We start from the raw sequence: 25,424 nt of genomic DNA, 5'->3' as shown, positions 1-25,424 counted from the left end.
CAAGGAGGAGGAACGGCGCCACCCGCTGCCCTCGGCCCGCCCCGGGAGCCTGATCGCGCGATGCACGCCGACAGCGGCCGGTGGGCGCTTCAGTCACTTCAAGCAAGCCGTTCTCGTCTGGCGAACCCCCAAGGCCTGCATCGTCAGCGCTGTTCACCATCGACGCGGGATCAGGCCAGGGCCAGCGAGGGCACCTCGTGCGGCGCGCCGGCACGCTGGCGCAGCGCCGGCAGGGCGCGCTCGACCGCCAATGCGATGCGCGCGCGCAGGGCCTCGCCGCTCACGCGATGGTTCTCGAACTCCTTGTCGGTCGCGTAGACGCCGATCGGCAGCGTGTGGGCCTGGAAGAAGCTGAACAGCGGGCGCAGCTGGTGGTCGATCGCCAGCGCGTGGCGGTCGCTGCCGCCGGTGGCGGCCAGCAGCACCGGCACGTCGATCAGCGCCTCGTGGTGGGCCAGGTCGAAGAAGTGCTTGAAGAGGCCGGCATAGGTGCCGCGGTAGATCGGGCTGGCCACCACCAGCAGGTCGGCCGTCTCCACGTCCCTGAGCGCCCGCTCGACATCGGCCGGCAGATGGTCGCGCTGCAGCACGCTGCCGAACTTCGGCACCAGCGGGCCGAGTTCCACCAGCCGGGTCTCGGCGGGCCATGCATCGGTCAGGCCGTCGAGCAGTTCCTCGACCAGCGCGAGGGTGCGCGAGGGGCGTTGCAGGCCGCCGGAGACGGCGGTGATCTTGAGTTTGTGGGCCATGGCAGGAAGGGGAATGGGAGAGAAGGCGAAGGGCCGGCAGCCCGAAGCGCCGAATTGTTGAAGTGCGCGGCCCGGTTGAGAACGAAGAAAAAGGCGCAGGCTTAGCAACTTTTCAGATAAGCCAGCGATGGCCCGCAGCACGTCACCTTTGTACGGTCGCGATGCGGTGGTGGTTGTCGATGCGGACGAGTTCAATCGCCTCAAGGGCAAGCGAACCGGCGAGTTGCTGATCGAGGCGCTGCAAGCGCCCCCGCATCGGCAGATGGAGCACAGAGTGCGGCCCATGTTCGCGTCGTGGCCCTCGGGCATCGGCAGCACGTGATCTTGCACACGTACTGCTCGGGCGTGGCATGGCCGGGGATGACCGCGTTGTTCAACCCGTCCATGCCCATGCTGATGGCGCCGCTGCGCTTCACTTTGGCGGCCCCGGTGGTGCTCAGACCGCCCAGCGCCAGCCCCGGGCCAGCGCCTCTTCCAGCCGATCGCGGTCCGGCCGAGGTGGCCTGGGCGGCGCGGCGCGATGGGCCACGGCGCGCACGGGCCTCGGCTTCACCTGCCAGGACGTCGCCGTGACGGCGAGAACGCAGCGGACCTGGTCCACCGGCGACACATAGAGGGTCTGTTTCACGCCACGGATTCTGCAAAGCCGCGGCACGCTTGCCAAAGAAGGAATGCGAATGACCTGATGCGCTTTGCGCGCGCGGCGTCAGCCTGGCGCATCGACGACTCCTGCAAGAGACCTCATGATTGCCTCAACGCGAAGTCAATCCGGCCCTGGTACCACCAGCTGCGGATCCACCCGCCGCACGCGGTGATCCACGTAATACCCCCCGTACTCCGTGTAGCGGAGAAACACGCTCCGGCAGCGGCTGCACGCGTACACGTCGCTGCGGTTGAAGGGAAACCACGCCACGGCCACCGGGGCATCGGCCGATTCGTAGCGCGTGCCGTCCGGATGAAACTCCTCGAAGGTCGGCTCGTCGACGTCGGCCTGGCGCAAGGTGCCGACGCGCTGCACCTCGGCGGGCCAGCGTTCGTCCGTGATGCTCTCCCACGACGGCGTCTGCAACGGCGTGCAAACGCACCCGGCGGCCTCGGCTTTCGATGCCTTCGAAGCGAGCGCGCGCAGCTCGGCGGCGTTGATCATTCGCATCCCGATCCGGATCGTTGTTCAGTGAATCGGGATTGTGATCCACGGGGAGGGGTGGCGACACAGCGCCGCAGCCGGCTACGATGCGCCGGCGCGGCACCGCCACATTCCGGCGAACCGGCGCCTGGAGGCTCCCCATGCACATACGACTTCCCGCCGTCTCGGCGGCCACGGCCTTCGTCCTGGCGCTGGCCGCCTGCAGCCACGTGCCGCCGCCAGCGGTGGCCAAGCCCGGACCGGCCTGCACGGCGCTCGCGGGCCGCACCATCCCCGCATCGGCCATCGGCCTGCCCAGCGGGGCCGCATCGGTGCAATCGGCGCAGCTCGTCGCGGCCGTGCCGGGCGCCGTGAGCGGCAGCGGCTACGCGCCCGCCACGCCCGAGCACTGCAAGCTCCTGGGCAGCATCGCACCGCGCGACCCGGCGGCGCAGCCGATCCAGTTCCAGCTCAACCTGCCGGTGCAGTGGAACGGCAAGGCGCTGCAGTACGGCGGAGGCGGATTCAACGGCGTGCTGATCACCGGGCTGGCGCCGCTGCGCGACGCGGCACCGGGCGATCCGCTGCCCATCGCGCGCGGCTACGCCACCTTCGGCACCGATTCGGGCCACCAGGCCTCGGCGTCGCCGGCGAGCGAGCCCGGCGCCTTCGCGCTGAACGACGAGATGCTGGAGAACTTCGCCTTTGCCTCGTACAAGAAGGTGCGCGACGTGGCGGTGGCGCTGACGCAGCAGTTCTATGGCCAGGCGCCGCGGCAGCTCTATTACTTCGGCGGCTCCGAGGGTGGACGCGAAGGCCTGACCATGGCGCAGCGCTTTCCGGCGGACTACGACGGCATCGTCAGCATCGTGCCGGTGATCAACTGGACCGGCCTCTTCCACGCCTTCGTGCGCAACGAGGTGCCGCAGTTCGGCGACTGGCTCGACGCGGCGAAGACGCCGCTGATCGCGAAGGCGACGGCCGATGCCTGCGACGGCCTCGACGGGCTCGTCGACGGCGTGGTCAACAACTACCTGGCATGCCATTCGCGCGTGGACCTGCAGCCGCTGCGCTGCCCGGGCGGCACCGACGCCGGGCCGCAGTGCCTGTCGGATGCCGAGCTGTCGCTGCTGCGCGCCATCCACTCGCCCTACGGGTTCTCCTTTCCGCTGGCCAACGGCATCACCGCCTACCCGCCCTGGCTCTACGGCCACGAGGACAGCCTGGACGGCCCGACCGCCCTCAATCTGGTGCGGTGGGTGACCGGCAGCGCGCCGCCCACCGTACCGCCGAATGCCGCGACCGCCGCCACGCAGTGGCTGTACGGCAGCAACTGGGTCCGCTACGCCGTCGCGCGCGACGCGAACTACGACGTGCGCGGCTACCGGCCGGAGGCCTTCACGGCGCGGGTGCAGCAGACATCGGCGCTGATGGATTCGACCAACCCCGACCTGTCGGCCTTCTTCGCGCGCGGAGGCAAGCTCATCATTCGCGAGAACGCGGCCGACCGGGCCCAGAGCGCGCACATGGGTTTCGAGTACTACCGCGCACTGGTGGCGCGCTTCGGGCAGCCGGCGGTCGACGGCGCGGTGCGCCTGTACGTCTCGCCCGCCTCCACACACACCGGCAACGCGCGCAGCGTGACGGACAAGACGGCGATCCCGACGATGGCGGATCTGCTCGACCCGCTCGACCGCTGGGTCACCGGCCGGGCGGTGCCGCCCGACGCGGTCGTGCAGACCAGCAAGGCGGCGCTGCCGCCCTTCGCGGTGCAGGGCTCGCGGCCGATGTGCCGCTATCCCGGCTACCCGCACTACACGGGCGGCGACCGGACGTCCGCATCGAGCTATGCCTGCCGCGCCGGGCAGCCCTGAGAGGCGCCTGCGGACAGATCAATCGGCCTTGATGCCCGCCACCTTCACGATGCGCTCGTAGCGCGCGTACTCGGTCTCCACCTGCTTCTGGAACTCGCGCTGGGCCTGGCCGGTGGCCTCGATGCCCTGCGCGGCCAGCTCCGTGCGCACGGCCGGCAGCCGGACGATGCGGACCGCGTCGGCCGCGATGGTGTCGAGCGCGCGCTGCGGCGTGCGCGCCGGCGCGAACGGCATCTACCCCAGCATGATGCTGGGCGGCCTGCGCGCCTTCACCGAGCACCGCTGGAGCGACACGCCGCACGGGCGGGTCGCGATCGTGGAGTCGAACCTGGTGTTCGGGCTGCTCTACCTCTACAACAACCTGCACCACGTGCACCACCGGGTGCCGACGATGCCGTGGTACGAGATCCCCTTCCACTTCCGGCGCCACCGGGCCGCGGTGCTGGCGGCCAACGGCCACTTCTACTACCGCGGCTACGGCGAGATCGCGCGGCGCTTCCTGTTCCGGCCGGTGTTCGCGCCGGTACATCCGCGCTGGTAGCGGGAAGAAGGCGGGCCGGCCCGGCGCCGCAGCCCGCGTCACCGGCACGGCAGGACATACTCGCGGGGTCGCACAGGCAGCAGAGGCCCCCATGGACCCACACCCAGGCTCCCGCCGCCGCTGGCTGCCCGCCGAGGGCAGCTGGCGCTACCACCTGCTCCTGGCGGCGGCCGGCATGCTGGTGCTGGGACCGCTGGCCGGCGTCACCGCGGCCTACATGAACTTCTCGCTGGGCTTCTTCGTCGGCGGCCAGGTGTTCGCGGGGCTGCTGGGCTCCGCCGTCACCGCGGGCTACGGCGCGGCGGGGCGGCATGGCGCCAACTACATCCAGACGGCCGCGGCCTCCGTCGCCAGCATGAGCGGGCTGGGCGTGCTGCTGCAGGCCATGGCCTGGATGGGGCTGCCGCCGCCGCCGGCCTGGCAGATGGTGCTGTACCTGGCCTGCATCGGCATGTTCGGCGTCGGCGTCGGCATGCTCTGCACGCCGGTGCTGGTGGACCGCATGCGCCTGCCCTTTCCTTCGGGCCTGGCGGTGGCCAACATCCTGCGGGCGCTGACCGATGCCGAGCTGCTACGCCGCTCGGTGCGGCAACTGGGCGGCGGCATCTCGGCAGGCCTGGTGGCGGGACTGGCGTCGAGCCGGCTGCCGCTGCTGGGCACGCTCGAGTTCTCGGCCTCCACCTTCGGCGCGGGGCTCGTGGTCGGCGCGCGCATCGGCATCCCGGCCGTGGTGGGCGGGTTGATCGGCGTGGCGCTGCAGCCGCACTTCGTCGCCATCGGCTGGCTGCAGGCCGGCGACCCGCCGCGCAAGATCATGTTCCTGCTGGCGCTGGGCGCGATCATGGGCGCGGCCGCGGTGGACCTGGCGCTGATCTTCGTCCGCGCCCTGCCGCGCGCGCAGCGGCGGCAGCCGGCAGACGATGCGCCGCCGCCTGCCGCCGAGGACTGGCGCCGCGTCAACAGCGCGCGCCTGGTGCTGTGGGTGCTCTTCTGGGCGGCGGCCACCGTGGCCTGCGGGCACTGGCTGCTGGGCCAGCCCGCCTTCTTCCTGGTGGTGGCGGTGGCGCTGGTCTTTCTCTTCGCGCTGGTCAACGGCATCCGGTGGGCATCAGCGACTCCAACCCGATCTCCTCGGCCTTCGTGGTCACGATCGTCATCCTCGCCGCCCTGGGCCTGCGCGACGCCGGCGTCGGCCTCCTGGCGGGCGCGGTGCTGCTGGTGGCGACCGGCGTGGCCTGCGACATGCAGCAGGACCGCTCCACCGGCTGGCGCCTCGGCACGCCGCGGGTGATGCAGTTCCGCTACCAGGTGCTGGGCGTGGTCATGGGCGCGATCCTGGCGGTGGTGTTCGCGCGCCTGTTCATGGCCGCCTACCCGGTGCTGCTGCAGGACCAGACGGTGCTGAAGGCGGACCAGCAGCCGGCCGGCTGGAGCTCCGCCATGACCTACAAGTTCGTGGGCGTGCTGCGCAGCCTGACCGAGGACCTGCCCCACCAGCGCACCGCCATCGGTGCGGGCATCGCCGCCGGCCTGGCGATCGAGCTGCTGCGCAAGTGGCTGCGCCCGCGCAACTTCGTGCTCGACGCGATCGTGCTGCCCTCGCCCTATGCGCTGTCCTTCGGCGGCTTCGTCAACCTGCCGACCGCGCTGTGGCTCGGCGCGGGCGGTGTCGCGGGCAGCCTGCTGGCGTCGCGCGCGCCACGACGGCGTGACGTGCCGGAGGACATGAGCAGCGCCTCGCTGTTCGGCGGCGGCCTGATCGCCGGCGATGCGCTGGCGGCGGTGGGGATCGGGGTGGCCAGCCTGCTGGCGGTGCTGGCCTAGGAGCCCGGTCGGATCGCTTTCTTTGTATGCCACTGTGTCCGGCAGGCCCGGTCCACACACGGGCATGCAAATCGGCCCGCGCTCGACACATCGGCGATACAAGTGGGGTCTCCAATACAGGCATCGACAACCGGCATCGCAACGATCGCCACCCAGACCGGAGACACACCATGCTCAGACAGCTCACCCTCGCCGCCGCAGGCGCTATCTTCTCCATCGCGGCCTGGGCGCAGGCGCCCTCGGAGGCCGGCCGTCCCGCAGCCATCCTGCCGATCGAGTCGGAAGCGCCGCCCGGCCTGGTGGTGTACCCGGCGCTGCCCGAGCCCCTGGCCCGCGGCGTCATCATCCTGCAGCACCGGACCGAGAACTTCCGGATCATTCCGATCTTCGGCAAGGAGGCCTCGGAGGTGTCGCCGCGTGTCGGCCACCTTCACGTGACGGTCGACGACGGCCCCGGCACCTGGGCCCACACGAGCGGCGATCCCATCATCGTGGTCGGCCTGAAGCCGGGCCCGCACAAGCTGCGGGTCGAGCTGGCCGACCCCACCCACAAGATCCTCGGCAGCCAGACGGTCGAGGTGACGGTGCCGGAGCAGAAGGCGGCGCCGCACAAGCACTGACGCGGGCCGTCGTCCTCCATCGAGAGGATGCGCCCGGCACGGCCCGGTTGCATCCTCGATGGTCCTCAGGCACCGGGAGCCAGCATGGCACTCGTGACACGCTTCGACACGCCGGCATCGCTGCGGGACTTGCCTGCCGGCTCTCCGTTCTACGACAACTGGCATGCGTACATCGCCGGCAGCCTCAGCGCCAGCACGCCGGGAAGCCCGAGCGGCGAGTTCTACGACGCCAGCGAAACCAACGTGGCGGTCGCGGCCCAGCACGTCGTCACCTGGATGGCGTTCCCGCGTGCACTGCTGGTCGCCAGCCACCGCGACGACCGCCACACCGCCTTCACGCTCGGCGACAACCGCGATGTCCAGGAGGAGTATTGCGAGTGGCACGTGGAGCGGAACGGCGCCGGCAAGATCCGCAAGGTCAGCTTCGTGACCGAGACGCCCGAGTACTTCGAGCGTCTCTGGGCCGTGGATCCGGCGCGGGTCGTCGCCATCTACCGTGCGCTCGTCAGCCCGGCCGTCGTTCAGGCGGACCTGGCCAGCCCCGGCGGCGGCTACAACCGGCGCAATCACTGGAATCACGCCGACGGCATCGTCCACCTCATCCAGACGATCAACACGCTCAGCGCCGCGCTCGGCCTGTCGCAAGGCAGCGTCAACAGCCTCGGGGCCCGCGACAACTTCGAGCACAACCCCGGCCCGCGCACCTCGGTCGATCCGCGGGTCGCGATGGACATCTCCGCGCTCGCGCGGCGCGGCCTGTCGATCACGCTGCGCGAACCGATCGGCCTGTACATCGCCCACTGGGACGACACCGGCTGGACCCGGCCCGACGGCAGCCCGGTGGGCGACTACTGGCGCATCGTCCGCGGCAGCCCGGGCATGGTGCTGCGGCTGGAGTACGAGGTGCCGGCGGGCGAAGGCTTCGTCGTCGGCGACATCCGCATCGGCGGGCGGCCGATCGAGTTCGGCGGCCAGCTCGCTGAGCATGTGACCGTGATGGTGGCGGGCATCGCCGGCGGGAGAGTCCGATGAAAACTTCCAGGCAAGCCAAGCAACCCGGCCAGCCGGCCGGATCGGTCACCCCGCCCGAGGCCGTGCTCCAGCCCGAGCCCCTGCTGCCGGACGTCAAGCTGGGCGAGGCGGCTGCACCCAAGCTGCTGGAGGCGCTGGCCGACACCCAGCTCATCCTGCCCAAGGGCATCGTGCTGCCCAGCCTGGGAGGCGTCTTCGAGACCGATGCCCCGGGCGAGCCCGAACCCGTGTACGGGCCCCGGCAGCGCGGCAGCATTCAAGGGAACGTCATTCCCGGGTTCAACAAGGACCACCAGCACTACCTGTTCTTTCGTCTCGGCAAGATCCGCGAGTCGAAGCAGTTCCTGCGATGGATCTCGCCGCTGATCTCGTCCATGGATGACGTGCTCGCCTTCGTGCGCGCATTCCGCGCCATGCGGCGCCGGCTCGGCGTGTCAGAGCCGCCGATGTGCAGCACGTGGGTCAACATCGCCTTCTCGTGCGACGCGATCGCGCAGCTGGTCGGCAAGAACGACGCGGCGGCCTTCGGCGACCAGAGCTTTCGCCAGGGGCTTGCGGCGCGCTCGACCTTCCTCGGCGACCCGACCCAGCCACGCCACCCCGGCCACGTCAAGCACTGGAAGGTGGGTGGCCCGCGCAACGAGGCCGACGTGCTGGTGATCGTCGCGGCAGACGATCCGCCCGACCTCCAGACCATGGTGGACGCGATCAAGGCCGAGGCGGCGCGCGACACCCTCAAGCTGATCTTCGAGCAGCGCGGCGAGACGCTTCCCGGCCGCCTTCGGGGGCACGAGCATTTCGGCTTCAAGGACGGGGTCTCGCAGCCGGGGGTGCGCGGCAAGGTCTCCACGGCGCCCGGCGACTACATCACGCCGCGCTATGTCGATCCCGCCGATCCCCGAGCCGCCTTCATGGCGCGACCTGGCCAGATGCTGGTCTGGCCGGGGGAGTTCCTCCTGGGCGAGCCGCGCCAGGCGACCGAGAGCCTGACGGCGCAGGCGCCGGGCGCAACGAATTTCCCGCGCTGGGCGGCGCTGGGCTCCTACCTCGTGAGCAGGCGCCTGCGGCAGGACGTGCCGGCGTTCTGGCGATTCGTGGGCGCGGCGAGCGGCGCACTGGGACTGCCTCCGATGCAGTTTGCCTCGCAGCTCGTCGGCCGATGGCCCAGCGGCGCACCGCTGATGCGCACGCCCGCCGCCGACAACGCCGCGCTCGCCGGCGACGAATGGGCCAACAACCACTTCATCTTCAACGACCCGACCCGGCCGATCCCGCTGCGACCGATACCGGGCTATGGCGGCGACGGCTTCGCGCAGGCGGGGCCGGACATGCTCGGACTCGTGTGCCCGCATTTCGCGCACATCCGCAAGAGCAATCCCCGCGACGTGGCCACGGACCTGGGCAAGCCGGCCGACACGATGATGCGTTTCCTGCTGCGGCGGGGCATTCCGTTCGGCCCGGCGATCGCGGGCGTCAAGCGGCCGCCGCCCAAGCTGCTCGAAGCCGAACGGGGCCTGATGTTCATCTCTTATGGCGCGACGATCGAGCAGCAGTTCGAGTTCATCACGCGTCGCTGGGTCAACAATCCGGTGCAGCCGAACTTCGGTGGACACGATCCCGTGATAGGTCAGCGCGACGCGCGCGGTGCCCGCGATCGCTTCATCGACGTACCCCTTCCGTCCGGCGGCAGCCGGCGGGTGCGGATGCGCGACGAGTGGGTGGTCGCGACCGGCGGGGGGTATTTCTTCTCGCCGCCCATCGAGGCCGTTGCGGGGGTGCTCGGGGCCTGAGCCCCTGGGCGCGATCCGCCCTTTCGTCCCGTTCCTCGCCGCGGAGCCTGCGCGGGCGGTGATTACCATTCCTGGTTGAACGACCCCATGGCCGCGACGCGGCCACGGATCTGAAACCGCCGGATGCCATGCTGCCGGCCCAGGAAAGGACTGCGCTCCATGAATGTCGACGACCGGCCTCGAAAGCGCCGCCGCAGGCGTTCCTCCTCGAGGACGTACCGCTCCCCCCAGGCTCGCGCGCGGGCGCGCTGGAAGGGGCTGGCGGTCTTCCTCGCCGCCCTGGTCATCGTCGGCGGGGCCCTGTTCTATTTCCTGGCCTCCGTGGAGGAACCGCCCGTCGCCGTCGCCACCGCACCGGTCGAGGCCAGCCGCAAGCCCGTGGAGCGCACGGCCGCCCTCCCGCCCCTCAAGCTGCCGGCCGACCAGGCGCCCCATGGCTCGGCGATGGAGTGGTGGTACTACAGCGGCATCCTCGATGCGGCGGCGGGCCAGCGCTATGCCTTCCACATGGTCGTGTTCGTCGCCAACGGACTGATCAAGCACACCGTCATGCATGCGGCGCTGACCGACCTCCAGACCGGCAAGCGCTACGTCAGCCAGAGCCGCACCGGCGGCAGCCCCCTGGCGAACATCCCCAACGGCTTCGACTTCAAGCAGGAGGGATGGCAGGCCAGCGCCTCCGACTCAGGGCATGCGCTGCGCGCCGCCTTTGCCGAGGCCGCCATCACGCTGACGCTGGACAACAGCGGCCCGGTCGTCGCCCACCGCGCGCCGGGCTCGGAGACGCCGGGCCTGCTCGACTTCGGCAGCAGCGGCATCAGCTACTACTACTCGCGCCCCCGCCTGCCGGCGCGCGGCGACGTCGTCGTCGGCGGCAAGACGCAGCAGGTGCGCGGCGAGGTGTGGTTCGACCAGCAGTGGGGCGAGTTCGACGTCCTGTCGCTGGGCTGGAACTGGTTCGCCCTGCACCTGAAGGACGGCTCCGACCTGATGCTGTACGAGCTCTTCGACAAGGACGGACGCAGCGTCGTCACCGCAGGCACGATCTCGGACGCGAGGGGCGCCGTGCCGCTCCGGCAGGGCGAGGCCGAGCTGATTCCAGGCAACAGGTGGACCAGCCCGAAGACGAACATCACCTACGTCGTCGAGTGGAGCATCAAGCTGCCCTCGGGCACCCTGAGCGTCAAGCCCTTTCTGCCCGACAGCGAATTCGATTCGGCCGGAACGACCGCGAACGTCTACTGGGAAGGGCCCGTGAAGGTGACGGGCAGCCAGGAGGGACAGGGGTTCCTGGAGCTGAGCGGCTATGACCGGCTGGGTCTGAAGCCGGCGAAGGGCAAGTGATGGTGGCGCGGTTCGCCCCGGTAGGCGACCGCCGCATCCGCCCTGCGGCATCGTCCTACGCCCCGGTCCCTTCTCCCGGCGCATGACCCCGCTGGCGATGCAGCGATGCGTAGCCAGTGAAACGGGGGACATCATGCGTGGAATTTGCCGATTCGGCGGATGGATGAGGACATGGGCCTGGGCGGCCTGCATCGCGGCGGCCGGCGGCCTCGCGGCCTGCGGCGGCGGCGGCGGCCATGGCGGCGGCGGCGTGGTCCTGCCGCCCGGCCAGACGAAGCTGAACTGCGACGAATCCATCAAGACCGCCTTCAAGCCGGATGCCAACACCAGCGTGCTGCTGGTCAAGTCCTTCAAGGCCGGCGATCCGCTGTTGCTGGCGGGCACGGCGACGCCCACCACGCCCACGGCCAGCACCGACGTCTGCGTGGTCAAACTGCTGGTGGGCCCGGGCAACGCCGGCCCGGCGGACGCGCCTTCCACCTCCCCCGGTATCGGCATCGAAGTCTGGCTGCCCGGCGAAGCCAAGTGGAATGGCCGCATCCACGTCAAGGGCGGCGGCGGCTGGGCCGGCGGCGTCCACACCTCGCTGACCGCGCTCGCCGGCCTCGCGGGCGGCAGTGCCGGGTCACCGGCGGACACCGCCATGGTCGAAGGCGCAGTCTCTGCCAGTACCGACACAGGCCACGCCAACACCGCCAATGGCGGCGCCTTCGCGATGAAGCCCGACGGCACCATCAACGCGGCGCTGTGGACCGACTTCGCGCAGCGCGGCATCCACGAGATGGCCGTCAAGACCAAGGCGCTGACCGCCGGCTTCTACGGCAAGGCGGCCTCGCGCACCTACTGGAACGGCTTCTCCACGGGAGGCCGCCAGGGTCACATGGAGGCGCAGGCGAATCCCGCGGACTTCGACGGCATCCTGGCCGGCGCCCCGGCGATCAACTGGACCAAGTTCATCACGGCCGAGCTGTACCCGCAGATCGTCTACCAGCGCGATCTGGGCGGCGTGCCGCTCACCGCGGCCCAGCTCACGCTGATGGGCAACGCGGCGATCAATGCCTGCGACGTGGTGAACGGGCAGCACCTGGGCTACATCCCCGACCCCTCGCAATGCCGCTACGACCCGCAGTTGGATGCCAGCGTGCTGTGTCCCAGCAGCGGCGGGACCGGGCCGGCCGGCAGCTGCGTGACGGCCGCGCAGGCGCTGGCGATGAACAAGATCTGGTACGGCCAGACCAGCAACGGCTCCGTGCCCTCGCCTTCGGCCGACAACGGCTTCGCGACCGCGCCATCGACATCGGCCAACCAGCGCTGGTATGGCCTCACGCGCGGCACCAATCCCTCGGGACTGGCCGGCCCCACGCCCTTCACCATCGCCAGCGACATGGTGGCGCTGGAGCTGCAGGACCCGACCTGGGCCACGCCCACCTTCATCAACGCCACGGGCAACGGCGCGAACCGGTGGCAGCAGCTCGGCTACGCGGATCTCTCCAACGCCTTCGACCAGGGCGTCGCGCTGCAGGCCGCCTTCGCCAACATCAACACCGATGACCCGAACATCGACGGCTTCGCCGCGCGCGGCGGCAAGATGCTGGTCTACCACGGCCTTGCGGACACGCTCATTCCACCGCAGGGCACCGTGAACTACTACACACGCCTGGCCTCCCGGGCGGGCGGCGATGCGGTGGTGCGCAACTTCTATCGGCTTTTCCTGGTGCCGGGCATGGCGCACGGGTTCAGCAACGGCACCACGAACCCGAATGCCAATCCGCCGCTGCCGACCAACGCCCAGCTCTACCTGGCGCTGACGCTGTGGGTGGAGAACGGCAATTCGCCCGAGCGCATCGACATCTCCGCGCCGGCCAGCGGAAGTACGCCGGCCAGCTCGCGGCCGATCTGCATGTATCCGACCAAGGCCACGCTGAGCGGTGGCGATCCGCGGCTCGCGGCTTCCTACGTCTGCTCGTAAGTAAGGCCTCGCGCGCACGCCCGGAGCAGGCGCGGGCCTCGCGTTCAGCCTATGCCGGATGATTTGTTGCGCCTGGCGGCGACTAATGCCACAGTTTCGGTGACTTCCAGCGCGGACAATACCCATCGATCGCCGCGAATTGCGCGACGATGGCGCCATACCGCACCGCCCACACTGTCATGCACAAGATCACCGCCGCCCAACCGTCCGCCACCACCCCGAGCAAGCGCGCTCCGAGGCTGGTGTTCCGGGCTGCCGACGCGCGCCGCCCCTTCCATCGCGGCGACCTCGCGCTGCATGCGGGCTCGGTCGTGCTGGTCTGCATGTCCGAGCGCGAAGCCGGCGCTGAACTGCCGGTGCGCACCATGCACGGCGTGGACGGCACCGCACGCGTCAAGAACCTGCAGCTGCTGGCCGGCGTGGACACCCAGGAATTCGGCCCCGGCTACCACGACCTGGAGCGCTTCATCGCCGAAGCCGGCTGACACGGCAGGCCGACGGCGGGCCTTGTTCAATCGGCCTTGATGTCGGCCGCCTTGATCACCTTCGACCACTTCGCCAGTTCCTGGTCGACGAACTTGCCCATGGTGGGCGGATCCATCGACACGGCGAAGGCGCCCTGGTCGTCCACCTTCCTGCGGAAGGCCTCGCTCTCGACGATCTTGCTGATCTCCTTGCCCAGGCGCGCCACCACCTCCGGCGGCGTCTTGGCCGGCGCGAACACGGCAAACCACGAATCCACCTCGTAGCCGGGCAATCCCGCCTCCGCCGATGTCGGCACGTTCGGCATCGAGGGATGGCGCTGGGTGCCCGTGTACGCCAGTGCCTTGAGCTTGCCGCTGGCAACGTGGCCGATCACCGAGGGCGGCGTGGTGATGAACATGTCGACGTTGCCCGCGATCAGGTCGTTGATGGCCGGCCCCGAGCCCTTGTAGGGCACGTGCGTCATCGGCTGCTTCACCTGCCGCGACAGCAGCTCGCCCGCGATGTGCTGCATCGAGCCGTTGCCGGACGAGGCGTAGTTGAGCCCGCCGTCGCCCTTCTTCTTGCCGTACTCGATCAATTCCTTCATCGAGCTCACCGGCAGCTTGGCGCTCACCGCCACCACGTGCGGCGCACGCATCACCATCGCGACCGGCACGAAGTCCTTGGTCGGATGCCACTTGATCTGCTGGAACATCGCCGGATTGCCGACGTGGTAGCCCGAGTACTGCATCAGCAGCGTGTAGCCGTCGGGGGCCGCCCGCGCCACGGTCTCGGTGCCGATGTTGCCGCTGGCACCGGGCTTGTTGTCGACCACCACCGGCTGGCCCAGCGCCCGCGCCAGCGGGTCGGCCACCAGGCGCGCCATGATGTCGGTGGAGCCGGCCGGCGCGGTCGGCACGATGAAGGTGATGGGCTTCGAAGGAAAGGTGTCGGCATGGGCGGCGGCGCAGGCGAGCGCCACGCCCGCGGCCAGCAGGCGGCTGGTGGAACGGATCATTGCTTTGTCTCCTATGGGATGGGTCTTGCTCTCTCTCGCGGGCCGCGCCCTCAGGGCACGGTTTCCGATATCTCGATCAGGTTCTGGTCGGGGTCGCGCACGTAGACCGAGCGGATGCGCGAGACGGCGCCGGTGCGCAGCACCGGGCCCTCGAGGATCGGCACCTGCTTCTCGGCGAGCCGCGCGATCACGGCCTCCAGCGGCACGCTGGCGATGAAGCACAGGTCCAATGCGCCGGGCATCGGCACCAGGGCCTTGGGCTCGAACTCGTGGCCCTTCACGTGCAGGTTGATCTTCTGATTGCCGAAGCGGAAAGCCTTGCGGCCCTCGCCGAATGTCTCCAGCGTCATGCCCATGACCTCGACGTAGAAGCGCACGCAGGCGTCCTCGTTCGCGGTGGTCAGCACCAGGTGGTCCAGATGGTCGATCATGGGCGAAGCTCCTTTCCGTCGGCCCGGCGCGCCTGCGCGCGCTCCACGATCTGCTCGAAGTCGGCCGGCGGCGCATGCCGCCGCAGCCGGTGGCCGGCGCGCGAGACCTGGCTCGGCAGCGCATGCTCCACGAGTTGCTCCAGCACGCCGGCTGCCTCGAGCAGGCCCGGCAGGTCCATGCCGGTCTCGTAGCCCATGCATTGCAGCATGTGGATCACGTCCTCGGTCGCGACGTTCCCCGATGCGCCGGGCGCATAGGGGCAGCCGCCGATGCCGCCCAGCGACATGTCGAAGCGGCGGATGCCGGCCTCGATCGCGGCCACGGTATTGACCAGGCCCATCGCACGCGTGTTGTGGAAATGCGCGGTGAAGTCCAGCGCCGCGAAGCGCTCCAGCGCGGCCGCGCACAGCGCCTGCACCTGTGTGGGATAGGCCATGCCGGTGGTGTCGCACAGCGTCATGCCAGCCACGCCCAGCTCGGCGAAGCGCGCAACCCAGCCGAGCACCGCGTCCGGTGCGACCTCCCCTTCCATCGGGCAGCCGAACACGCAGGACAGCGAGACGTTGACCGGCACCTTCGCCTGCTTCGCCAGCGCGATCACCTCGGCCAGCTGCGCGAAGGACTGCTCGCGCGTCATGCGCAGGTTGGCGAGGTTGTGCATCTCGCTGGCCGACATGACGATGTTGAACTCGTCGGTGCGGCTGTCCAGCGCGCGCTCGCCGCCGCGCAGGTTGGGCACCAGCGCGGTGTAGACCACGCCCGGGCGGCGCGCGATGCGGTGCATCACCTCCTCGCCGTCGCGCAGCGCCGGGATCGCCTTGGGCGAGGTGAAGGAGGTCACCTCGATCTTCGCGTAGCCCAGGCCGCTGAGCCGGTCGACCAGCGCGATCTTGTCGTCGGTGGGAATGAAGCGGCTCTCCATCTGGAAGCCGTCGCGGGTGGCGACCTCGTTGATGAAGAGGCGCGTGCCTTGGCCGCCGTTCATTTCGCGGCTCCTTCCGACACGGCCCGCGCGGGCCAGCCGGCGTTGCCGAGCGCCTCGGTGTGCTCGCCCAGCCGCGGCGCCGGATGCGCGATGCGGCCCGGCGTGGCGCTGAGCTTGGGCACGATGCCCGGCACCTTGAGCGTGCGGCCGTCGGAGGTGCGTGCCTCGACGATCATCTCGCGCGCCAGGTACTGCGGATCGGTCGCGATGTCTTCCACGGTGTAGATGCGGCCGACCGGCACGCCGGCCGCATCGAGCGCGGCCAGCACCTCGTCGCGGCCGCGCTGCGAGGTCCAGGCCTCGATCGCGGCGTCGAGCCGCTCCACGTTGGCCACGCGGCCGTCGTTGTGGCGCAGCGCCGGCTCCTCCTCCAGGTCGGGCCGGCCGATGGCGCGCATCAGGCGGCGGAAGATGCTGTCGCCGTTGCCGGCGACCAGCACGTAGTGGCCGTCGTTGCAGCGGTAGGCGTTGGTGGGCGCGATGCCCGGCAGCGCGCTGCCGGCGCGCTCGCGCACCGCGCCGAAGGCGTCGTATTCCGGCAGCAGGCTCTCCATCACGTTGAACACCGACTCGTAGAGCGCCACGTCGATGAACTGCCCCTCGCCGCCGTGCGCGGCACGGTGGTAGAGCGCCATCATCACGCCGATCACGCCGTGCAGTGCCGCCAGCGTGTCGCCCAGCGAGACGCCCACGCGCACCGGCACGCGGCCGGGCTCGCCGCTGAGGTAGCGCAGCCCGCCCATGGATTCGCCGAGCACGCCGAAGCCGGGCTTGTCGCGGTAGGGGCCGGTCTGGCCATAGCCGGAGATGCGCAGCATGATCAGCTTCGGGTTCAGCGCATGCAGCTGCTCCCAGCCCAGGCCCCAGCCTTCCAGCGTGCCGGGCTTGAAGTTCTCGATCAGCACGTCGGCCTCCAGTGCCAGGGCGCGCACGGCCTCCTGCCCCTCGCTGCTGCGCAGGTCCAGGCAGACCGAGCGCTTGTTGCGCGACTGCACTTCCCACCACACCGAGCTGCCGTCGCGCAGCATGCGCCACTTGCGCAGCGGGTCGCCGACCTCCGCGGGCTCGACCTTGATCACGTCGGCGCCGAACTCGGCCAGGGTCTTGCCGGCGAAGGGGCCGGCGATGAGTTGCCCGAGTTCCAGGACCTTGAGGCCTTCCAGTGCGTTCATGGCTTGCTTGTCTCTCTCTCTCTGTTCGAATGGAATGAACGTGACTTTAAGAAAGCCGCCGTATTCATGGAATTGCTCTGACGGCAGCAGGGCTTCGCAAAACGCGAAGGCCCTTCCTAGAATCCGGGCCATGGCCCGCACCATCAATCCCGCTCGCGTCGACTTCGTCACCCTGCGCCTGTTCTGCGCGGTGGCGCAATCGGGCAGCATCACCAAGGGCGCCGAGGCCTGTCACCTGGCGCTCTCAGCGGCGAGCCGGCGCCTGTCCGACTTCGAGAACGCGGCTGGCTCGAAGCTGCTGGAGCGCAGCGCCCAGGGCATCGCGCTCACGCCCGCCGGCCACGTCGCCGTGCAGCATGCGATGCGCCTGTTCCAGGGCTTCGAGCAGTTCAGCAGCGAACTGGGCGACTACGCGAGCGGCGTGCGCGGCCACGTACGGCTGTGGGCCAACATGTCGGCGCTCACCGAGTTCCTTCCCATGGCGCTGGCCACCTTCCTCGAGCGGCATCCGGACATCCGCGTCGAGGTGGAGGAGCAGCTCAGCGGCGACATCGTGCGCGCGCTCGTCGACGGCCTGGCCGACGTCGGTGTGTTCGCCGAGAACACGCCGGCCTACGGGCTCGAGGTGATGCCCTTCCAGACCGACGAACTGGTGGTGCTGTGCGCACGGCAGCACCCGCTGGCGCGCGCGAAGCGGGTGAGCTTCAAGACCTGCCTCGCGTACGAGTTCGTGGGCCTGAACCGCAGCAGCTCGCTGCTGGAGCTGACCTCGCGCGCGGCCGAGCAGGCCGGCATCCCGATGCGGCTGCGCGTGCAGGTGCGCAGCTTCGACGCGATGTGTCACATGATCGCGGCCGGCCTGGGTATCGGCGTGGTGCCGCTGGCGGCCTGCTCGGCACAGGTGAGCGTGCTCGGCCTGAAGGTGCTGCAGCTCAGCGATGCCTGGGCGGAGCGGCGGCTGCTGATGGCGGCGCAGGCGGGGGGACAGCTGTCGCCGGCGGCGGGCCTTCTGTTGCAGCACCTCGCGGCCTCGAGCCCGTCGCCGGGGCACCCGCAGCGCGATCGCTGAGGCACTGCATCGGGCAGCTGCAAGCTCCGCGTGCGCGCCCGGCCGAATTGGAAAGTCCGGGTTTTCCAGCCTGTCGGACGGGTGGTTCGCGCCGCATCGGAAGTGCTACGCTAACGGCCCGATTCGCAGGACGGAGGCCAAGCCCGTGGACGCTGTGGACGACAGTGCCAGGTCCGTTGCGACCCGGACGCCCGGCGCGAGCGGCGCGCAGCGCAAGCCGTGGCTCAAGCAGCTGCGCTCGTATGCACTGGCGGCCGGCATCGTCATCCTGGCGACGGGACTCGGCGTCCTCGCAGACCTCCAGGAGGTCGACAAGATCGTCGTGCCGGTGTTCCTGGTCGCCATCTCCGTCTCCGTCTGGTATGGAGGCATCGGCCCGGGCATCGTGGCCATCGCGCTCTCGGGCGTGAGCGTCGCCTACTTCTTCACGCGGCCGCTCCACAGCCTCGAGATCGACGCCGCCGATCGCCTGTACTTCATCATCTTCATCGGCTTCGCGACCTTGATCGCCTGGTTCAGCTCCAGGCGTCGACGGATCGAGCAAGAGCTGCGCCGGGCCCGCGACGAGCTCGCTGCCGAGGTCGCCGAGCGCAGCAGAGCCGAGGAGAGGGTCCGCCGTCTCAACGCCGACCTCGAGCGGCGCACCGTCGAGCTGGAGGCGAGCAACCGCGAACTGGAGGCCTTCGCCTATTCCACCTCTCACGACCTGCGCGCGCCGCTGCGCCACCTGGTGGGCTACAGCGAGCTGCTGCAGAAGCATGGTTCCGCCGGGATGGACGAGCGGTGCCGACGCTACGTGGGCATCATCCGCGAGTCGGGCCAGCGGATGGGGACGCTCATCGACGACCTGCTGAGCTTCTCGCGCATCGGACGCGTCGAGACGCAGAACACCCTGGTCAGCCTGGGGCCGCTGGTGGCGGAGATCCTCAAGGAAATCGAGTCCGAGACCGAGGGCCGCCAGATCGCCTGGAAGATCGGCGCGCTGCCCAGCGTCTACGGCGACCGTGCGATGCTGCGCGTGGCGCTGGTCAACCTGCTGAGCAATGCCGTCAAGTTCACGCGGACCCGGACGCCGGCGCGGATCGAGGTCGGAACCCTCGGCGCGGGGCCGCACGAGGCCGTCGTGTTCGTCCGGGACAACGGCGTCGGTTTCGACATGAAATACGTGAACAAGCTGTTCGGTGTCTTCCAGCGGCTGCACGGGTCCGAGGCCTTCGAGGGCACGGGCATCGGGCTGGCCACGGTCCAGCGCATCATGTCCCGCCACGGCGGCAGGGCATGGGCCGAATCCGTCCTCGACGAGGGCGCGACCTTCTATGTCTCGGTTCCAACGCCGTAGGAGATGCACATGGCAACGTTCGGAAGAATCGTGCTCGTCGAGGACGACCCCCATGACGTCGAACTCACGCTCACCGCGCTCGACGAATACAAGCTGGCCAACGAGGTGGTCGTGCTGCGCGACGGGGAAGAGGCGCTGGACTACGTCTACCGCCGTGGCACCTACGCCACCCGCGACCCCGGCAACCCGGCCGTGCTGCTGCTCGACCTGAAGCTGCCCAAGGTCGATGGGCTGGAGGTGCTGCAGGACCTCAAGTCGCACGAGGAATTCAGGGTCATCCCGATCGTCGTGCTGACGTCCTCGCGCGAGGAGCGCGACAAGGTGGCGAGCTACCAGCTCGGGGTCAACGGCTACGTGGTCAAGCCGGTCGACTTCCACGAGTTCGTCAACGCCATCAAGGAGCTGGGGATCTTCTGGGCCATCATCAACGAGCCGCCGCCGGGAAGCGTGGGACTGCGCAAGCAATGACTGCCTCCTCCCGCCCCTCCACGCCCCCTTCGCTGCGCGCTCTTCACCTGGAGGACGATCCACACGACGCCGAGATCATCCAGGCGGTGCTGGAGGAAGCAGGCCTGGTGCTCGACATCCAGCGCGTCGATACGCGCGACGGCTTCTGCGCGGGGCTGGCCGAGGGCGGATTCGACCTGGTCCTGGCCGACTTCTCGCTACCCACCTTCGACGGCCTGTCGGCGCTGGAGCTCGCCCGGGAGCACGCGCCCGAGCTGCCGTTCATCTTCGTCTCCGGCGCGCTGGGGGAGGAGGTGGCGATCGAGGCCCTCAAGAACGGCGCCACCGACTATGTACTCAAGGCGCGGCTGTCGCGGCTCGCGAGCGCGGTGCGCCGGGCCCTGCGAGAACGGCAGGAACGCGTCCAGCGACGGCACGCCGAGGAGCGCCTGCGGCGCAGCGAGGCCTTCCTGGCGGACGGGCAGCGGATCAGCCACACCGGCAGTTGGGGGTGGGCCCTGGCCGACGGCACGGTCACATGGTCGGACGAGCAGTACCGGATGCTGGGCTTCCAGCCCGGCGGCGTGGCGCCGTCGCTCGAGTGCTTTCTCGGCGTCGTCCACCCGGATGACCTCGCGCGCGTGCAACGGGTGCTCGACGAAGCGCTTCGCGGCAGGCAGCCGTATTCCATGGACTACCGGGTCGTGCTGCCGGACGGATCCGCGCGGCATCTGCGCAGCATGGGGAGGCCGGTGCAGGCAGCGTCGGGCCAGGTGGAGGAATTCATCGGCACCACCACCGACATCACCGAGCGCGTCGAGGCGGAGGCCACGCTGCGCGCGCGCCAGGAGATGCTCGACCTGGCCCAGCAGGCGGCGCGCGCCGTGGCCTTCGAGTGCCGCATCGGGCCGGGCATGGCGCCGGGCCGATCGGCGCATGGGCAGGCACCCGACGGCGCCTACGCCAGCATCGGCGTCTGGAGGCAGCGCGTCCATCCCGACGACTGGCCTGCGGTGGAGGACGCGATCCGGCATGCCGAGCAGTCCGGCCAGCTGGAGGTGGAGTATCGCGCCGCCGATCCGGATGCCGGCGCGCGCTGGCTGCAGGCCAAGGGCCGCATGCTGCGCGACGAGGAAGGCCGGCCGGAGCGCATCGTCGGCTTCATGTTCGACGTGACGCAGCGGCGCGATGCCGAGCATGAACTGCGGCGGCTGCAGGCGCGTCTTCTGCAGGCGCAGCGCCTCGAGGCGCTGGGAACGCTGGCCGGCGGCATCGCCCACGACTTCAACAACATCCTCGGCGCCGTCCTGGGCTACGGCGAGCGCATGCTGCGCGAGCTGCCGCGCGAAGGCCGGCTGCGACGCGACATCGAGAACATCCTCGCCGCCGGCGAGCGCGGGCGCGCACTGGTGGACCGCATCCTGACCTTCAGCCGCAGCGGCATGGGCGAGTGCATTCCCGTGCATGTCGAGGGCGTGGTCCGCGAGACCCTCGATCTGCTTGCGGCGACATTGCCGGCGGGCATCTCCATCCGGAGCACGCTCAAGGCTGGCCGCGCGGCCATCCAGGGCGACCCGACCCAGGTCCACCAGTTGCTGATGAACCTTGCCACCAATGCCATCCAGGCCATGCCCGCAGGCGGCACCCTGGATGTGTCGCTCGCGCTGCTGCACGCCGGCGGCGAGCGCGCCGTGACGGTCGGCACCGTCGCTGCCGGCGACTACGTCGTGCTGGAGGTGCGCGACAGCGGCATCGGCATCGCCCCGGAGAAGCAGGACCGGATCTTCGACCCCTTCTTCACCACCAAGGAGTTGGGCGTGGGCACCGGCCTCGGCCTGTCGCTGGTGCACGGCATCGTGACGGGCGTGGGCGGCGCCATCGACGTGACGAGCATGCCCGGCCAGGGCAGCTGCTTCAGCGTCTACCTGCCGCGCGCGAGCGACGCGCCCGAGCAGGCGCATGACGCCGAACAAGACATTCCGCGCGGCACCGGCCAGCGGGTGCTGTTCGTCGACGACGAGGCGCTCCTGGTCGAACTCGCGACCGAGACGTTGGCCGAGCTGGGCTATGCGATGGTCGGCTTCACCTCGAGCGCCGAGGCGCTGGAGGCCTTCCGCGCCGACCCGGAAGGCTTCGATGCCCTCGTCACGGACGAACGCATGCCGGGCATGTCCGGCTCGGCCCTGATCCGCCAGGTGCGCAGCATCCGGCGCGGCATGCCCGTGCTGCTCGTGAGCGGCTACGTCGGCGACGTGGCCGTGCCGCGCGGCGGCGACGCCGGGCCCGACGAGTTGCTCAAGAAGCCGCTCTCGACGCGCCAACTGGCCATCAGCCTGGCACGCGTGCTCACGCCGCCGCTGCAGGCGTGATCGGACGCATGGGCTCGGAAGACTTCGGCTCCTTCGGCAAGAACCGGCCGGTGGTGTTCTGGAACCTCAATGCCTCGCCCTTCGGCGACAAGCCCGGCGCGCCCAACCATTCGTCCGAGTTCGTGATCGACGAGAAGACCCTGCGCCTGGGCGTGCGCGCGCTGGTGGCCCGCACGCTGGCCTACATGGCGGAGCGGCCGAAGGGGGCGCTGACGGCCTCGCGCCGAGGCGCCGCTTGCAGCACATCCGTTCGGTTCGAGGCAAGGCGCTCAGATCGCTCGCCACGCGTCCAGGCAATGCGCCGCCAGCGCCGTCACCCAGAATGGCTCCTTCGGATCGAAGGCCAGCCCGAACCTCGGCGAGACCACGAACTCCGCACGCTCGAACGCATCAGCATCCTCGCTCCGGACGAAGGACGCCAACGCATGAAAGGGCACGGTCAGCTGGCCGATGATGACCAGCGGCGCCTGCAGGGTGATCTCCTCCAGCCGGCCGCTGTCCTGGAAGCGGTAGACCACCGACCCGTAGTCCAGCTCGTTCAGGCCCACGCCATTGCGCCCGGTTCTGGCGGGCCGGCCTCGCGTCCTCAGCAAGTCCTCTCGCGCAATGGAGAAGGGCGTGCCGTCCACGCTGACGAAAGGCACAAGGTTCATGGCCCGGCGCCCGCCCCGCCCAGCGCCTTGGTCAGCGCCACCAGGTCCAGGGCCAGCCGTCCGCTGCCTTCCACCTGGTCGCGCTGCGCCTGCAGCAGCGTGCGTTGCGCATCCAGCTGCACCAGGAAGTCGGTCAGGCCGTGCTCGTAGCGCACGCGCGCCAGCGCCCAGGCGTCGCGGCTGTGGCGCTCCTTCTCCACGAGCTGCAGCTGGCGCTGGCGGTCGGCGGCGTAGGCGCTCAGGGCATCGTCGATCTCGTGCCAGGCCTTGAGCACGGTCTGCTGGTAGGCCACCGCGGCCTCCTGCTGCTGCAGCTCGCGCAGGGTCACGGTGCTGCGGCGCCTGCCGCCGTCGAAGATCGGCAACTGCAGGCTGGGGCCGATCGACCACTGGCGGCTGCCCCACTCGCCGAAGTCGCGGCTGCCCACCGACTCGAAGCCGAGGCGCGCACCCAGCGTGATGCGGGGGTACAGGTCGGCCACTGCCACGCCGATGCCGGCGGTGGCCGCGTGCAGCTGGGCCTGCGCGCGCCGGATGTCGGGGCGGCGCAGCGCCACTTCGGAGGGCAGGCCCGGCGAGAGGTCGGGCAGCACGCCCGCGGGCGCGTCGGCAGGCACCCCAAGCTGCGCCTGCAATGCGCCGGGGCGCTCGCCAGCCAGCAGCGTGATCTGGTTGATCGCCCGCGCCTCCTGGGCCAGCAGTTGCGGCACACGTGCGCGCAGCTCGGCCGCCTGCGCGGCCTGGCGCGTCACGTCGAGGTCGGTCGTCAGGCCGCCGTCGGCGCGCGCGCGCACCAGCGAGAGCGTTTCCTCGCTGGCCGCGATGTCGGCGCGGGCGAGGCCGAGCTGCCGCTGGGCCGTGCGCAACTCGAAGTAGTTGCGCGCCAGTTCGGACTGCACCGCGAGTTGCACCTGCGCCAGCAGGGCCTGCGAGGCCGCGACGTCGGCCTCCGCGGCCTCGATCGAGCGCCGCACCCGGCCCCAGAGGTCCAGCTCCCAGGAGGCGTCGAAGCCGGCCTGGTAGAGGTTGTAAGGCTCGCTCAGCACGCCGATGAGCTGCTCGCGGTTGGAGGGGTTGAGCGCATCGATCAGCCGCGTGCCGGAACCGACCTCGCTCTGCCGCTGTCGCGAGGCGGCGGCGCTCGCATTGAGCTGAGGCCCGCGCTGCGCCTCGGCCTGCTGCCGCTGCACGCGGCTCTGCGTGAAGCGCAGCGTGGCGCTCTGCAGGTCGTGGTTGGCCCCCTTCGCCTTGTCCATCAGCGCGTCGAGCACCGGGTCGGCAAAGGCCGACCAGCCGATGGGCGCGCCCTGGGTGCTGCGGACCTGCGCATCCAGCAGCTCGGTCGAGCCGCCGTGCCATGCCGAGAAATCGGCCGGCGCCTCGGGCGTGGACGGCTTGAAGTCGGGGCCGACGGCGCAGCCGGCCAGAAGGAGCGCAGCAAGCAGTGTGGAAAGTTTTTTCATGGCAAGGACCATTCAGGCGAGACGATGGCGGAACAGCCAGGCTGCCAGGGGCAGCGTGACCACCGCGATGACGAGCAGCGGGATGAGGTTGTGCCAGACGGCCGCGAGCCCCACGCCCTCGAGGTACACCCGCTGCACCAGGTCGATGGCGAAGCGCAGCGGGTTGGCCAGGGTGACGATCTGCAGGGCCTCCGGCATGTTGCGCACCGGCGTGGTCAGGCCCGACAGCAGCATCAGCGGCATGATCAGCACGAAGGTGTAGAGCATGGCCTGCTGCATGTTGGCCGACACCGCCGAGATCGACAGGCCGATGCCCACGCTGGCGATGGTGAAGCAGGCCAGGCCCGCGTAGAGCGTGAGCAGCGAGCCGGCCATCGGCACCTTGAACCACAGCAGCGTCACCAGCAGGACGATGGTGGACTGCAGCAGCCCGATCAGCACCGGCGGCGCCGCCTTGCCCACCATGATCTCGGTGGGCGACAGCGGCGTGACCAGCAACTGGTCGAAGGTGCCCTGCTCGCGCTCGCGCGCGACCGACAACGCGGTCAGCAGCAGGGTCTGCAGCATGCTCAGCGCGGCGATCATGCCGGGCATGAGGTTCCAGCGGGTCTCGAGGTTGGGGTTGAACCAGGCGCGCGAGTCGATGCGCACCGGCGCCTCGGCACCCCCATGCTGGCGCCGCCACTGCGCGTTGAAGTCGGCCACGATCGCGCTCACGTAGCCGGCGGCGGAGCCCGCGGTGTTGGAGTTGCGCGCATCGACGATCAACTGGACGGGGGCGCTCTCCCCTGCCTGCAGCTGCTGCTCGAAGCGCGGGCCGATCTGGACCACGAAGAGTGCATCCTGCGCGTCGATCACGCGGGCGATGTCGGCCGGCGTATTCAGCGTCGCGGCGCGGCGGAACACGCCGGTGCCCTCCAGCCGGGCGACCAGCTCGGTCGAGGCCGCGCTGCGGCTCTGGTCGAGCAGCGCATAGTCGGCCTGGTTCAGGTCGTAGGTGGCGGCGTAGCCGAACAGCAGGCTCTGCATCAGCGCCGGCACCACCAGGATGGCGCGGCTGGCCGGGTCCTTGAGCACCGCGAGGAACTCCTTGCGGCAGAGGTTGAGGATGCGCAGCAGCGCGTCGAGAAGGGAACCGTTCAT

25 protein-coding genes and 1 pseudogene are annotated in these 25,424 nt (G+C 70.1%); 14 read left to right on the top strand and 12 right to left on the bottom strand.

Going from position 1 to position 25,424, the window contains the following annotated elements; genetic code table 11:
• Positions 1 to 170: 170 nt before the first annotated feature.
• Positions 171 to 749, bottom strand: coding sequence for an FMN reductase (gene msuE / locus A8M77_RS02815; protein WP_086920025.1), 579 nt, complete (start codon positions 747 to 749; stop codon positions 171 to 173).
• A 127-nt stretch (positions 750 to 876) separates the two neighbouring features.
• Here msuE and A8M77_RS36395 point away from each other — a divergent pair, with 127 nt between their 5' ends.
• Entirely contained in the window at positions 877 to 1,071 is a 195-nt protein-coding gene (locus A8M77_RS36395; protein WP_192871544.1) for a hypothetical protein, read from the top strand.
• Here the strand turns inward: A8M77_RS36395 and A8M77_RS37405 are convergent.
• The 3 genes and pseudogenes from A8M77_RS37405 to A8M77_RS02805 form a co-directional block, all read right to left on the bottom strand.
• Positions 1,067 to 1,246: pseudogene (locus A8M77_RS37405) on the bottom strand (fumarate reductase/succinate dehydrogenase flavoprotein subunit); the annotation flags it as partial. The gene A8M77_RS36395 and the pseudogene A8M77_RS37405 overlap by 5 nt on opposite strands.
• The gene (locus A8M77_RS36390; RefSeq protein ID WP_192871543.1) at positions 1,186 to 1,377 is read right to left on the bottom strand and encodes a hypothetical protein; all 192 of its coding nucleotides are present in this window, start codon (positions 1,375 to 1,377) and stop codon (positions 1,186 to 1,188) included. The gene A8M77_RS36390 and the pseudogene A8M77_RS37405, both read right to left, overlap by 61 nt.
• A gap of 135 nt (positions 1,378 to 1,512) precedes the next feature.
• Positions 1,513 to 1,896 (bottom strand): hypothetical protein, encoded by a 384-nt coding sequence (locus A8M77_RS02805; RefSeq protein ID WP_238136688.1) that lies wholly within the window; start codon positions 1,894 to 1,896, stop codon positions 1,513 to 1,515.
• Between the two features lie 140 nt (positions 1,897 to 2,036).
• Here A8M77_RS02805 and A8M77_RS02800 point away from each other — a divergent pair, with 140 nt between their 5' ends.
• Positions 2,037 to 3,749, top strand: coding sequence for a tannase/feruloyl esterase family alpha/beta hydrolase (locus A8M77_RS02800; RefSeq protein ID WP_086920023.1), 1,713 nt, complete (start codon positions 2,037 to 2,039; stop codon positions 3,747 to 3,749).
• A gap of 18 nt (positions 3,750 to 3,767) precedes the next feature.
• Here the strand turns inward: A8M77_RS02800 and A8M77_RS02795 are convergent, their stop codons facing one another.
• Positions 3,768 to 3,983: a tripartite tricarboxylate transporter substrate-binding protein gene (locus A8M77_RS02795; RefSeq protein WP_086920022.1), complete on the bottom strand. Its 216-nt coding sequence runs from the start codon at positions 3,981 to 3,983 to the stop codon at positions 3,768 to 3,770.
• Between A8M77_RS02795 and A8M77_RS02790 the strand changes: the two genes are divergently transcribed.
• From A8M77_RS02790 to A8M77_RS02755, 8 genes are all read left to right on the top strand, one after another.
• Positions 3,961 to 4,290 (top strand): fatty acid desaturase, encoded by a 330-nt coding sequence (locus A8M77_RS02790; RefSeq protein ID WP_238136687.1) that lies wholly within the window; start codon positions 3,961 to 3,963, stop codon positions 4,288 to 4,290. The two genes, A8M77_RS02795 and A8M77_RS02790, sit on opposite strands and share 23 nt — an antisense overlap.
• Before the next feature lie 1,140 nt (positions 4,291 to 5,430).
• On the top strand, positions 5,431 to 6,114 hold the full coding sequence (locus A8M77_RS37370) for an OPT/YSL family transporter (RefSeq protein ID WP_337590004.1): 684 nt from the start codon (positions 5,431 to 5,433) through the stop codon (positions 6,112 to 6,114).
• Between the two features lie 170 nt (positions 6,115 to 6,284).
• Positions 6,285 to 6,734, top strand: coding sequence for a DUF6130 family protein (locus A8M77_RS02780; RefSeq protein ID WP_086920021.1), 450 nt, complete (start codon positions 6,285 to 6,287; stop codon positions 6,732 to 6,734).
• An 84-nt stretch (positions 6,735 to 6,818) separates the two neighbouring features.
• Positions 6,819 to 7,766 (top strand): hypothetical protein, encoded by a 948-nt coding sequence (locus A8M77_RS02775; RefSeq protein WP_086920020.1) that lies wholly within the window; start codon positions 6,819 to 6,821, stop codon positions 7,764 to 7,766.
• Positions 7,763 to 9,556: a Dyp-type peroxidase gene (locus A8M77_RS02770; RefSeq protein ID WP_086920019.1), complete on the top strand. Its 1,794-nt coding sequence runs from the start codon at positions 7,763 to 7,765 to the stop codon at positions 9,554 to 9,556. The genes A8M77_RS02775 and A8M77_RS02770 overlap by 4 nt, the downstream gene beginning before the upstream one ends.
• Before the next feature lie 159 nt (positions 9,557 to 9,715).
• A complete protein-coding gene (locus A8M77_RS02765) occupies positions 9,716 to 10,900 on the top strand; it encodes a lipocalin family protein (protein ID WP_158100872.1) in 1,185 nt (394 codons plus the stop codon).
• Between the two features lie 163 nt (positions 10,901 to 11,063).
• Positions 11,064 to 12,869: a tannase/feruloyl esterase family alpha/beta hydrolase gene (locus A8M77_RS02760; RefSeq protein WP_192871537.1), complete on the top strand. Its 1,806-nt coding sequence runs from the start codon at positions 11,064 to 11,066 to the stop codon at positions 12,867 to 12,869.
• 179 nt (positions 12,870 to 13,048) lie between these two features.
• Positions 13,049 to 13,354 carry a hypothetical protein gene (locus A8M77_RS02755; RefSeq protein WP_086920016.1) on the top strand — a complete coding sequence of 102 codons (306 nt, stop codon included), beginning with the start codon at positions 13,049 to 13,051 and terminating at the stop codon, positions 13,352 to 13,354.
• Between the two features lie 26 nt (positions 13,355 to 13,380).
• Here A8M77_RS02755 and A8M77_RS02750 read toward each other — a convergent pair whose 3' ends face one another.
• The 4 genes from A8M77_RS02750 to A8M77_RS02735 are packed head-to-tail and all read right to left on the bottom strand — an operon-like array spanning position 13,381 to position 16,941.
• Positions 13,381 to 14,352, bottom strand: a complete 972-nt coding sequence (locus A8M77_RS02750) for a Bug family tripartite tricarboxylate transporter substrate binding protein (protein ID WP_192871536.1) — start codon at positions 14,350 to 14,352, stop codon at positions 13,381 to 13,383.
• Positions 14,353 to 14,402: 50 nt separating this feature from the next.
• Positions 14,403 to 14,783, bottom strand: coding sequence for a VOC family protein (locus A8M77_RS02745; RefSeq protein ID WP_086920015.1), 381 nt, complete (start codon positions 14,781 to 14,783; stop codon positions 14,403 to 14,405).
• Positions 14,780 to 15,769: a hydroxymethylglutaryl-CoA lyase gene (locus tag A8M77_RS02740; protein WP_086920014.1), complete on the bottom strand. Its 990-nt coding sequence runs from the start codon at positions 15,767 to 15,769 to the stop codon at positions 14,780 to 14,782. Before A8M77_RS02740 ends, A8M77_RS02745 begins: the two co-directional genes overlap by 4 nt.
• A complete protein-coding gene (locus tag A8M77_RS02735) occupies positions 15,766 to 16,941 on the bottom strand; it encodes a CaiB/BaiF CoA transferase family protein (RefSeq protein WP_086920013.1) in 1,176 nt (391 codons plus the stop codon). Before A8M77_RS02735 ends, A8M77_RS02740 begins: the two co-directional genes overlap by 4 nt.
• Positions 16,942 to 17,071: 130 nt before the next feature.
• Here A8M77_RS02735 and A8M77_RS02730 point away from each other — a divergent pair, with 130 nt between their 5' ends.
• The 4 genes from A8M77_RS02730 to A8M77_RS02715 all read left to right on the top strand — a co-directional run bounded on the left by A8M77_RS02730 (position 17,072) and on the right by A8M77_RS02715 (position 22,165).
• Positions 17,072 to 18,010 carry a LysR family transcriptional regulator gene (locus A8M77_RS02730; protein WP_086920012.1) on the top strand — a complete coding sequence of 313 codons (939 nt, stop codon included), beginning with the start codon at positions 17,072 to 17,074 and terminating at the stop codon, positions 18,008 to 18,010.
• 145 nt (positions 18,011 to 18,155) lie between these two features.
• The gene (locus A8M77_RS02725; RefSeq protein WP_086920011.1) at positions 18,156 to 19,349 is read left to right on the top strand and encodes a sensor histidine kinase; all 1,194 of its coding nucleotides are present in this window, start codon (positions 18,156 to 18,158) and stop codon (positions 19,347 to 19,349) included.
• Between the two features lie 9 nt (positions 19,350 to 19,358).
• Positions 19,359 to 19,817 carry a response regulator gene (locus tag A8M77_RS02720; RefSeq protein WP_086920010.1) on the top strand — a complete coding sequence of 153 codons (459 nt, stop codon included), beginning with the start codon at positions 19,359 to 19,361 and terminating at the stop codon, positions 19,815 to 19,817.
• A complete protein-coding gene (locus tag A8M77_RS02715) occupies positions 19,814 to 22,165 on the top strand; it encodes a PAS domain-containing protein (RefSeq protein WP_086920009.1) in 2,352 nt (783 codons plus the stop codon). Before A8M77_RS02720 ends, A8M77_RS02715 begins: the two co-directional genes overlap by 4 nt.
• A 269-nt stretch (positions 22,166 to 22,434) precedes the next feature.
• Here A8M77_RS02715 and A8M77_RS02705 read toward each other — a convergent pair whose 3' ends face one another.
• Genes A8M77_RS02705 through A8M77_RS02695 form a run of 3 tightly spaced genes read right to left on the bottom strand, consistent with a single transcriptional unit; the run spans position 22,435 to position 25,424 of the window.
• Complete coding sequence (locus A8M77_RS02705; protein WP_086920008.1) at positions 22,435 to 22,818, bottom strand: hypothetical protein; 384 nt, start codon at positions 22,816 to 22,818, stop codon at positions 22,435 to 22,437.
• Positions 22,815 to 24,281 (bottom strand): efflux transporter outer membrane subunit, encoded by a 1,467-nt coding sequence (locus tag A8M77_RS02700; RefSeq protein ID WP_238136686.1) that lies wholly within the window; start codon positions 24,279 to 24,281, stop codon positions 22,815 to 22,817. The genes A8M77_RS02705 and A8M77_RS02700 overlap by 4 nt, the downstream gene beginning before the upstream one ends.
• A gap of 12 nt (positions 24,282 to 24,293) precedes the next feature.
• A complete protein-coding gene (locus A8M77_RS02695; RefSeq protein ID WP_086920201.1) occupies positions 24,294 to 25,424 on the bottom strand; it encodes an ABC transporter permease in 1,131 nt (376 codons plus the stop codon).

This window comes from Variovorax sp. JS1663 (assembly GCF_002157355.1).
GTDB lineage: Bacteria > Pseudomonadota > Gammaproteobacteria > Burkholderiales > Burkholderiaceae_C > Variovorax.
The sequence above is the reverse complement of the archived record's forward strand: the minus strand, read 5'-3'. Positions and strand labels throughout refer to the sequence as shown.

Coding starts and splice junctions, on each gene's coding strand:
- A8M77_RS02770 (WP_086920019.1), top strand. CDS start 7,763: ATGAAAACTTCCAGGCAAGCCAAGCAACCCGGCCAGCCGGCCGGATCG.
- A8M77_RS02705 (WP_086920008.1), bottom strand. CDS start 22,818: ATGAACCTTGTGCCTTTCGTCAGCGTGGACGGCACGCCCTTCTCCATT.
- A8M77_RS02730 (WP_086920012.1), top strand. CDS start 17,072: ATGGCCCGCACCATCAATCCCGCTCGCGTCGACTTCGTCACCCTGCGC.
- A8M77_RS02795 (WP_086920022.1), bottom strand. CDS start 3,983: ATGCCGTTCGCGCCGGCGCGCACGCCGCAGCGCGCGCTCGACACCATC.
- A8M77_RS36395 (WP_192871544.1), top strand. CDS start 877: ATGGCCCGCAGCACGTCACCTTTGTACGGTCGCGATGCGGTGGTGGTT.
- A8M77_RS02775 (WP_086920020.1), top strand. CDS start 6,819: ATGGCACTCGTGACACGCTTCGACACGCCGGCATCGCTGCGGGACTTG.
- A8M77_RS02805 (WP_238136688.1), bottom strand. CDS start 1,896: ATGATCAACGCCGCCGAGCTGCGCGCGCTCGCTTCGAAGGCATCGAAA.
- msuE (WP_086920025.1), bottom strand. CDS start 749: ATGGCCCACAAACTCAAGATCACCGCCGTCTCCGGCGGCCTGCAACGC.
- A8M77_RS02735 (WP_086920013.1), bottom strand. CDS start 16,941: ATGAACGCACTGGAAGGCCTCAAGGTCCTGGAACTCGGGCAACTCATC.
- A8M77_RS02755 (WP_086920016.1), top strand. CDS start 13,049: ATGCACAAGATCACCGCCGCCCAACCGTCCGCCACCACCCCGAGCAAG.
- A8M77_RS02780 (WP_086920021.1), top strand. CDS start 6,285: ATGCTCAGACAGCTCACCCTCGCCGCCGCAGGCGCTATCTTCTCCATC.
- A8M77_RS02800 (WP_086920023.1), top strand. CDS start 2,037: ATGCACATACGACTTCCCGCCGTCTCGGCGGCCACGGCCTTCGTCCTG.
- A8M77_RS02750 (WP_192871536.1), bottom strand. CDS start 14,352: ATGATCCGTTCCACCAGCCGCCTGCTGGCCGCGGGCGTGGCGCTCGCC.
- A8M77_RS02695 (WP_086920201.1), bottom strand. CDS start 25,424: ATGAACGGTTCCCTTCTCGACGCGCTGCTGCGCATCCTCAACCTCTGC.
- A8M77_RS02745 (WP_086920015.1), bottom strand. CDS start 14,783: ATGATCGACCATCTGGACCACCTGGTGCTGACCACCGCGAACGAGGAC.
- A8M77_RS02715 (WP_086920009.1), top strand. CDS start 19,814: ATGACTGCCTCCTCCCGCCCCTCCACGCCCCCTTCGCTGCGCGCTCTT.
- A8M77_RS02700 (WP_238136686.1), bottom strand. CDS start 24,281: ATGAAAAAACTTTCCACACTGCTTGCTGCGCTCCTTCTGGCCGGCTGC.
- A8M77_RS02720 (WP_086920010.1), top strand. CDS start 19,359: ATGGCAACGTTCGGAAGAATCGTGCTCGTCGAGGACGACCCCCATGAC.
- A8M77_RS02765 (WP_158100872.1), top strand. CDS start 9,716: ATGAATGTCGACGACCGGCCTCGAAAGCGCCGCCGCAGGCGTTCCTCC.
- A8M77_RS02740 (WP_086920014.1), bottom strand. CDS start 15,769: ATGAACGGCGGCCAAGGCACGCGCCTCTTCATCAACGAGGTCGCCACC.
- A8M77_RS02760 (WP_192871537.1), top strand. CDS start 11,064: ATGAGGACATGGGCCTGGGCGGCCTGCATCGCGGCGGCCGGCGGCCTC.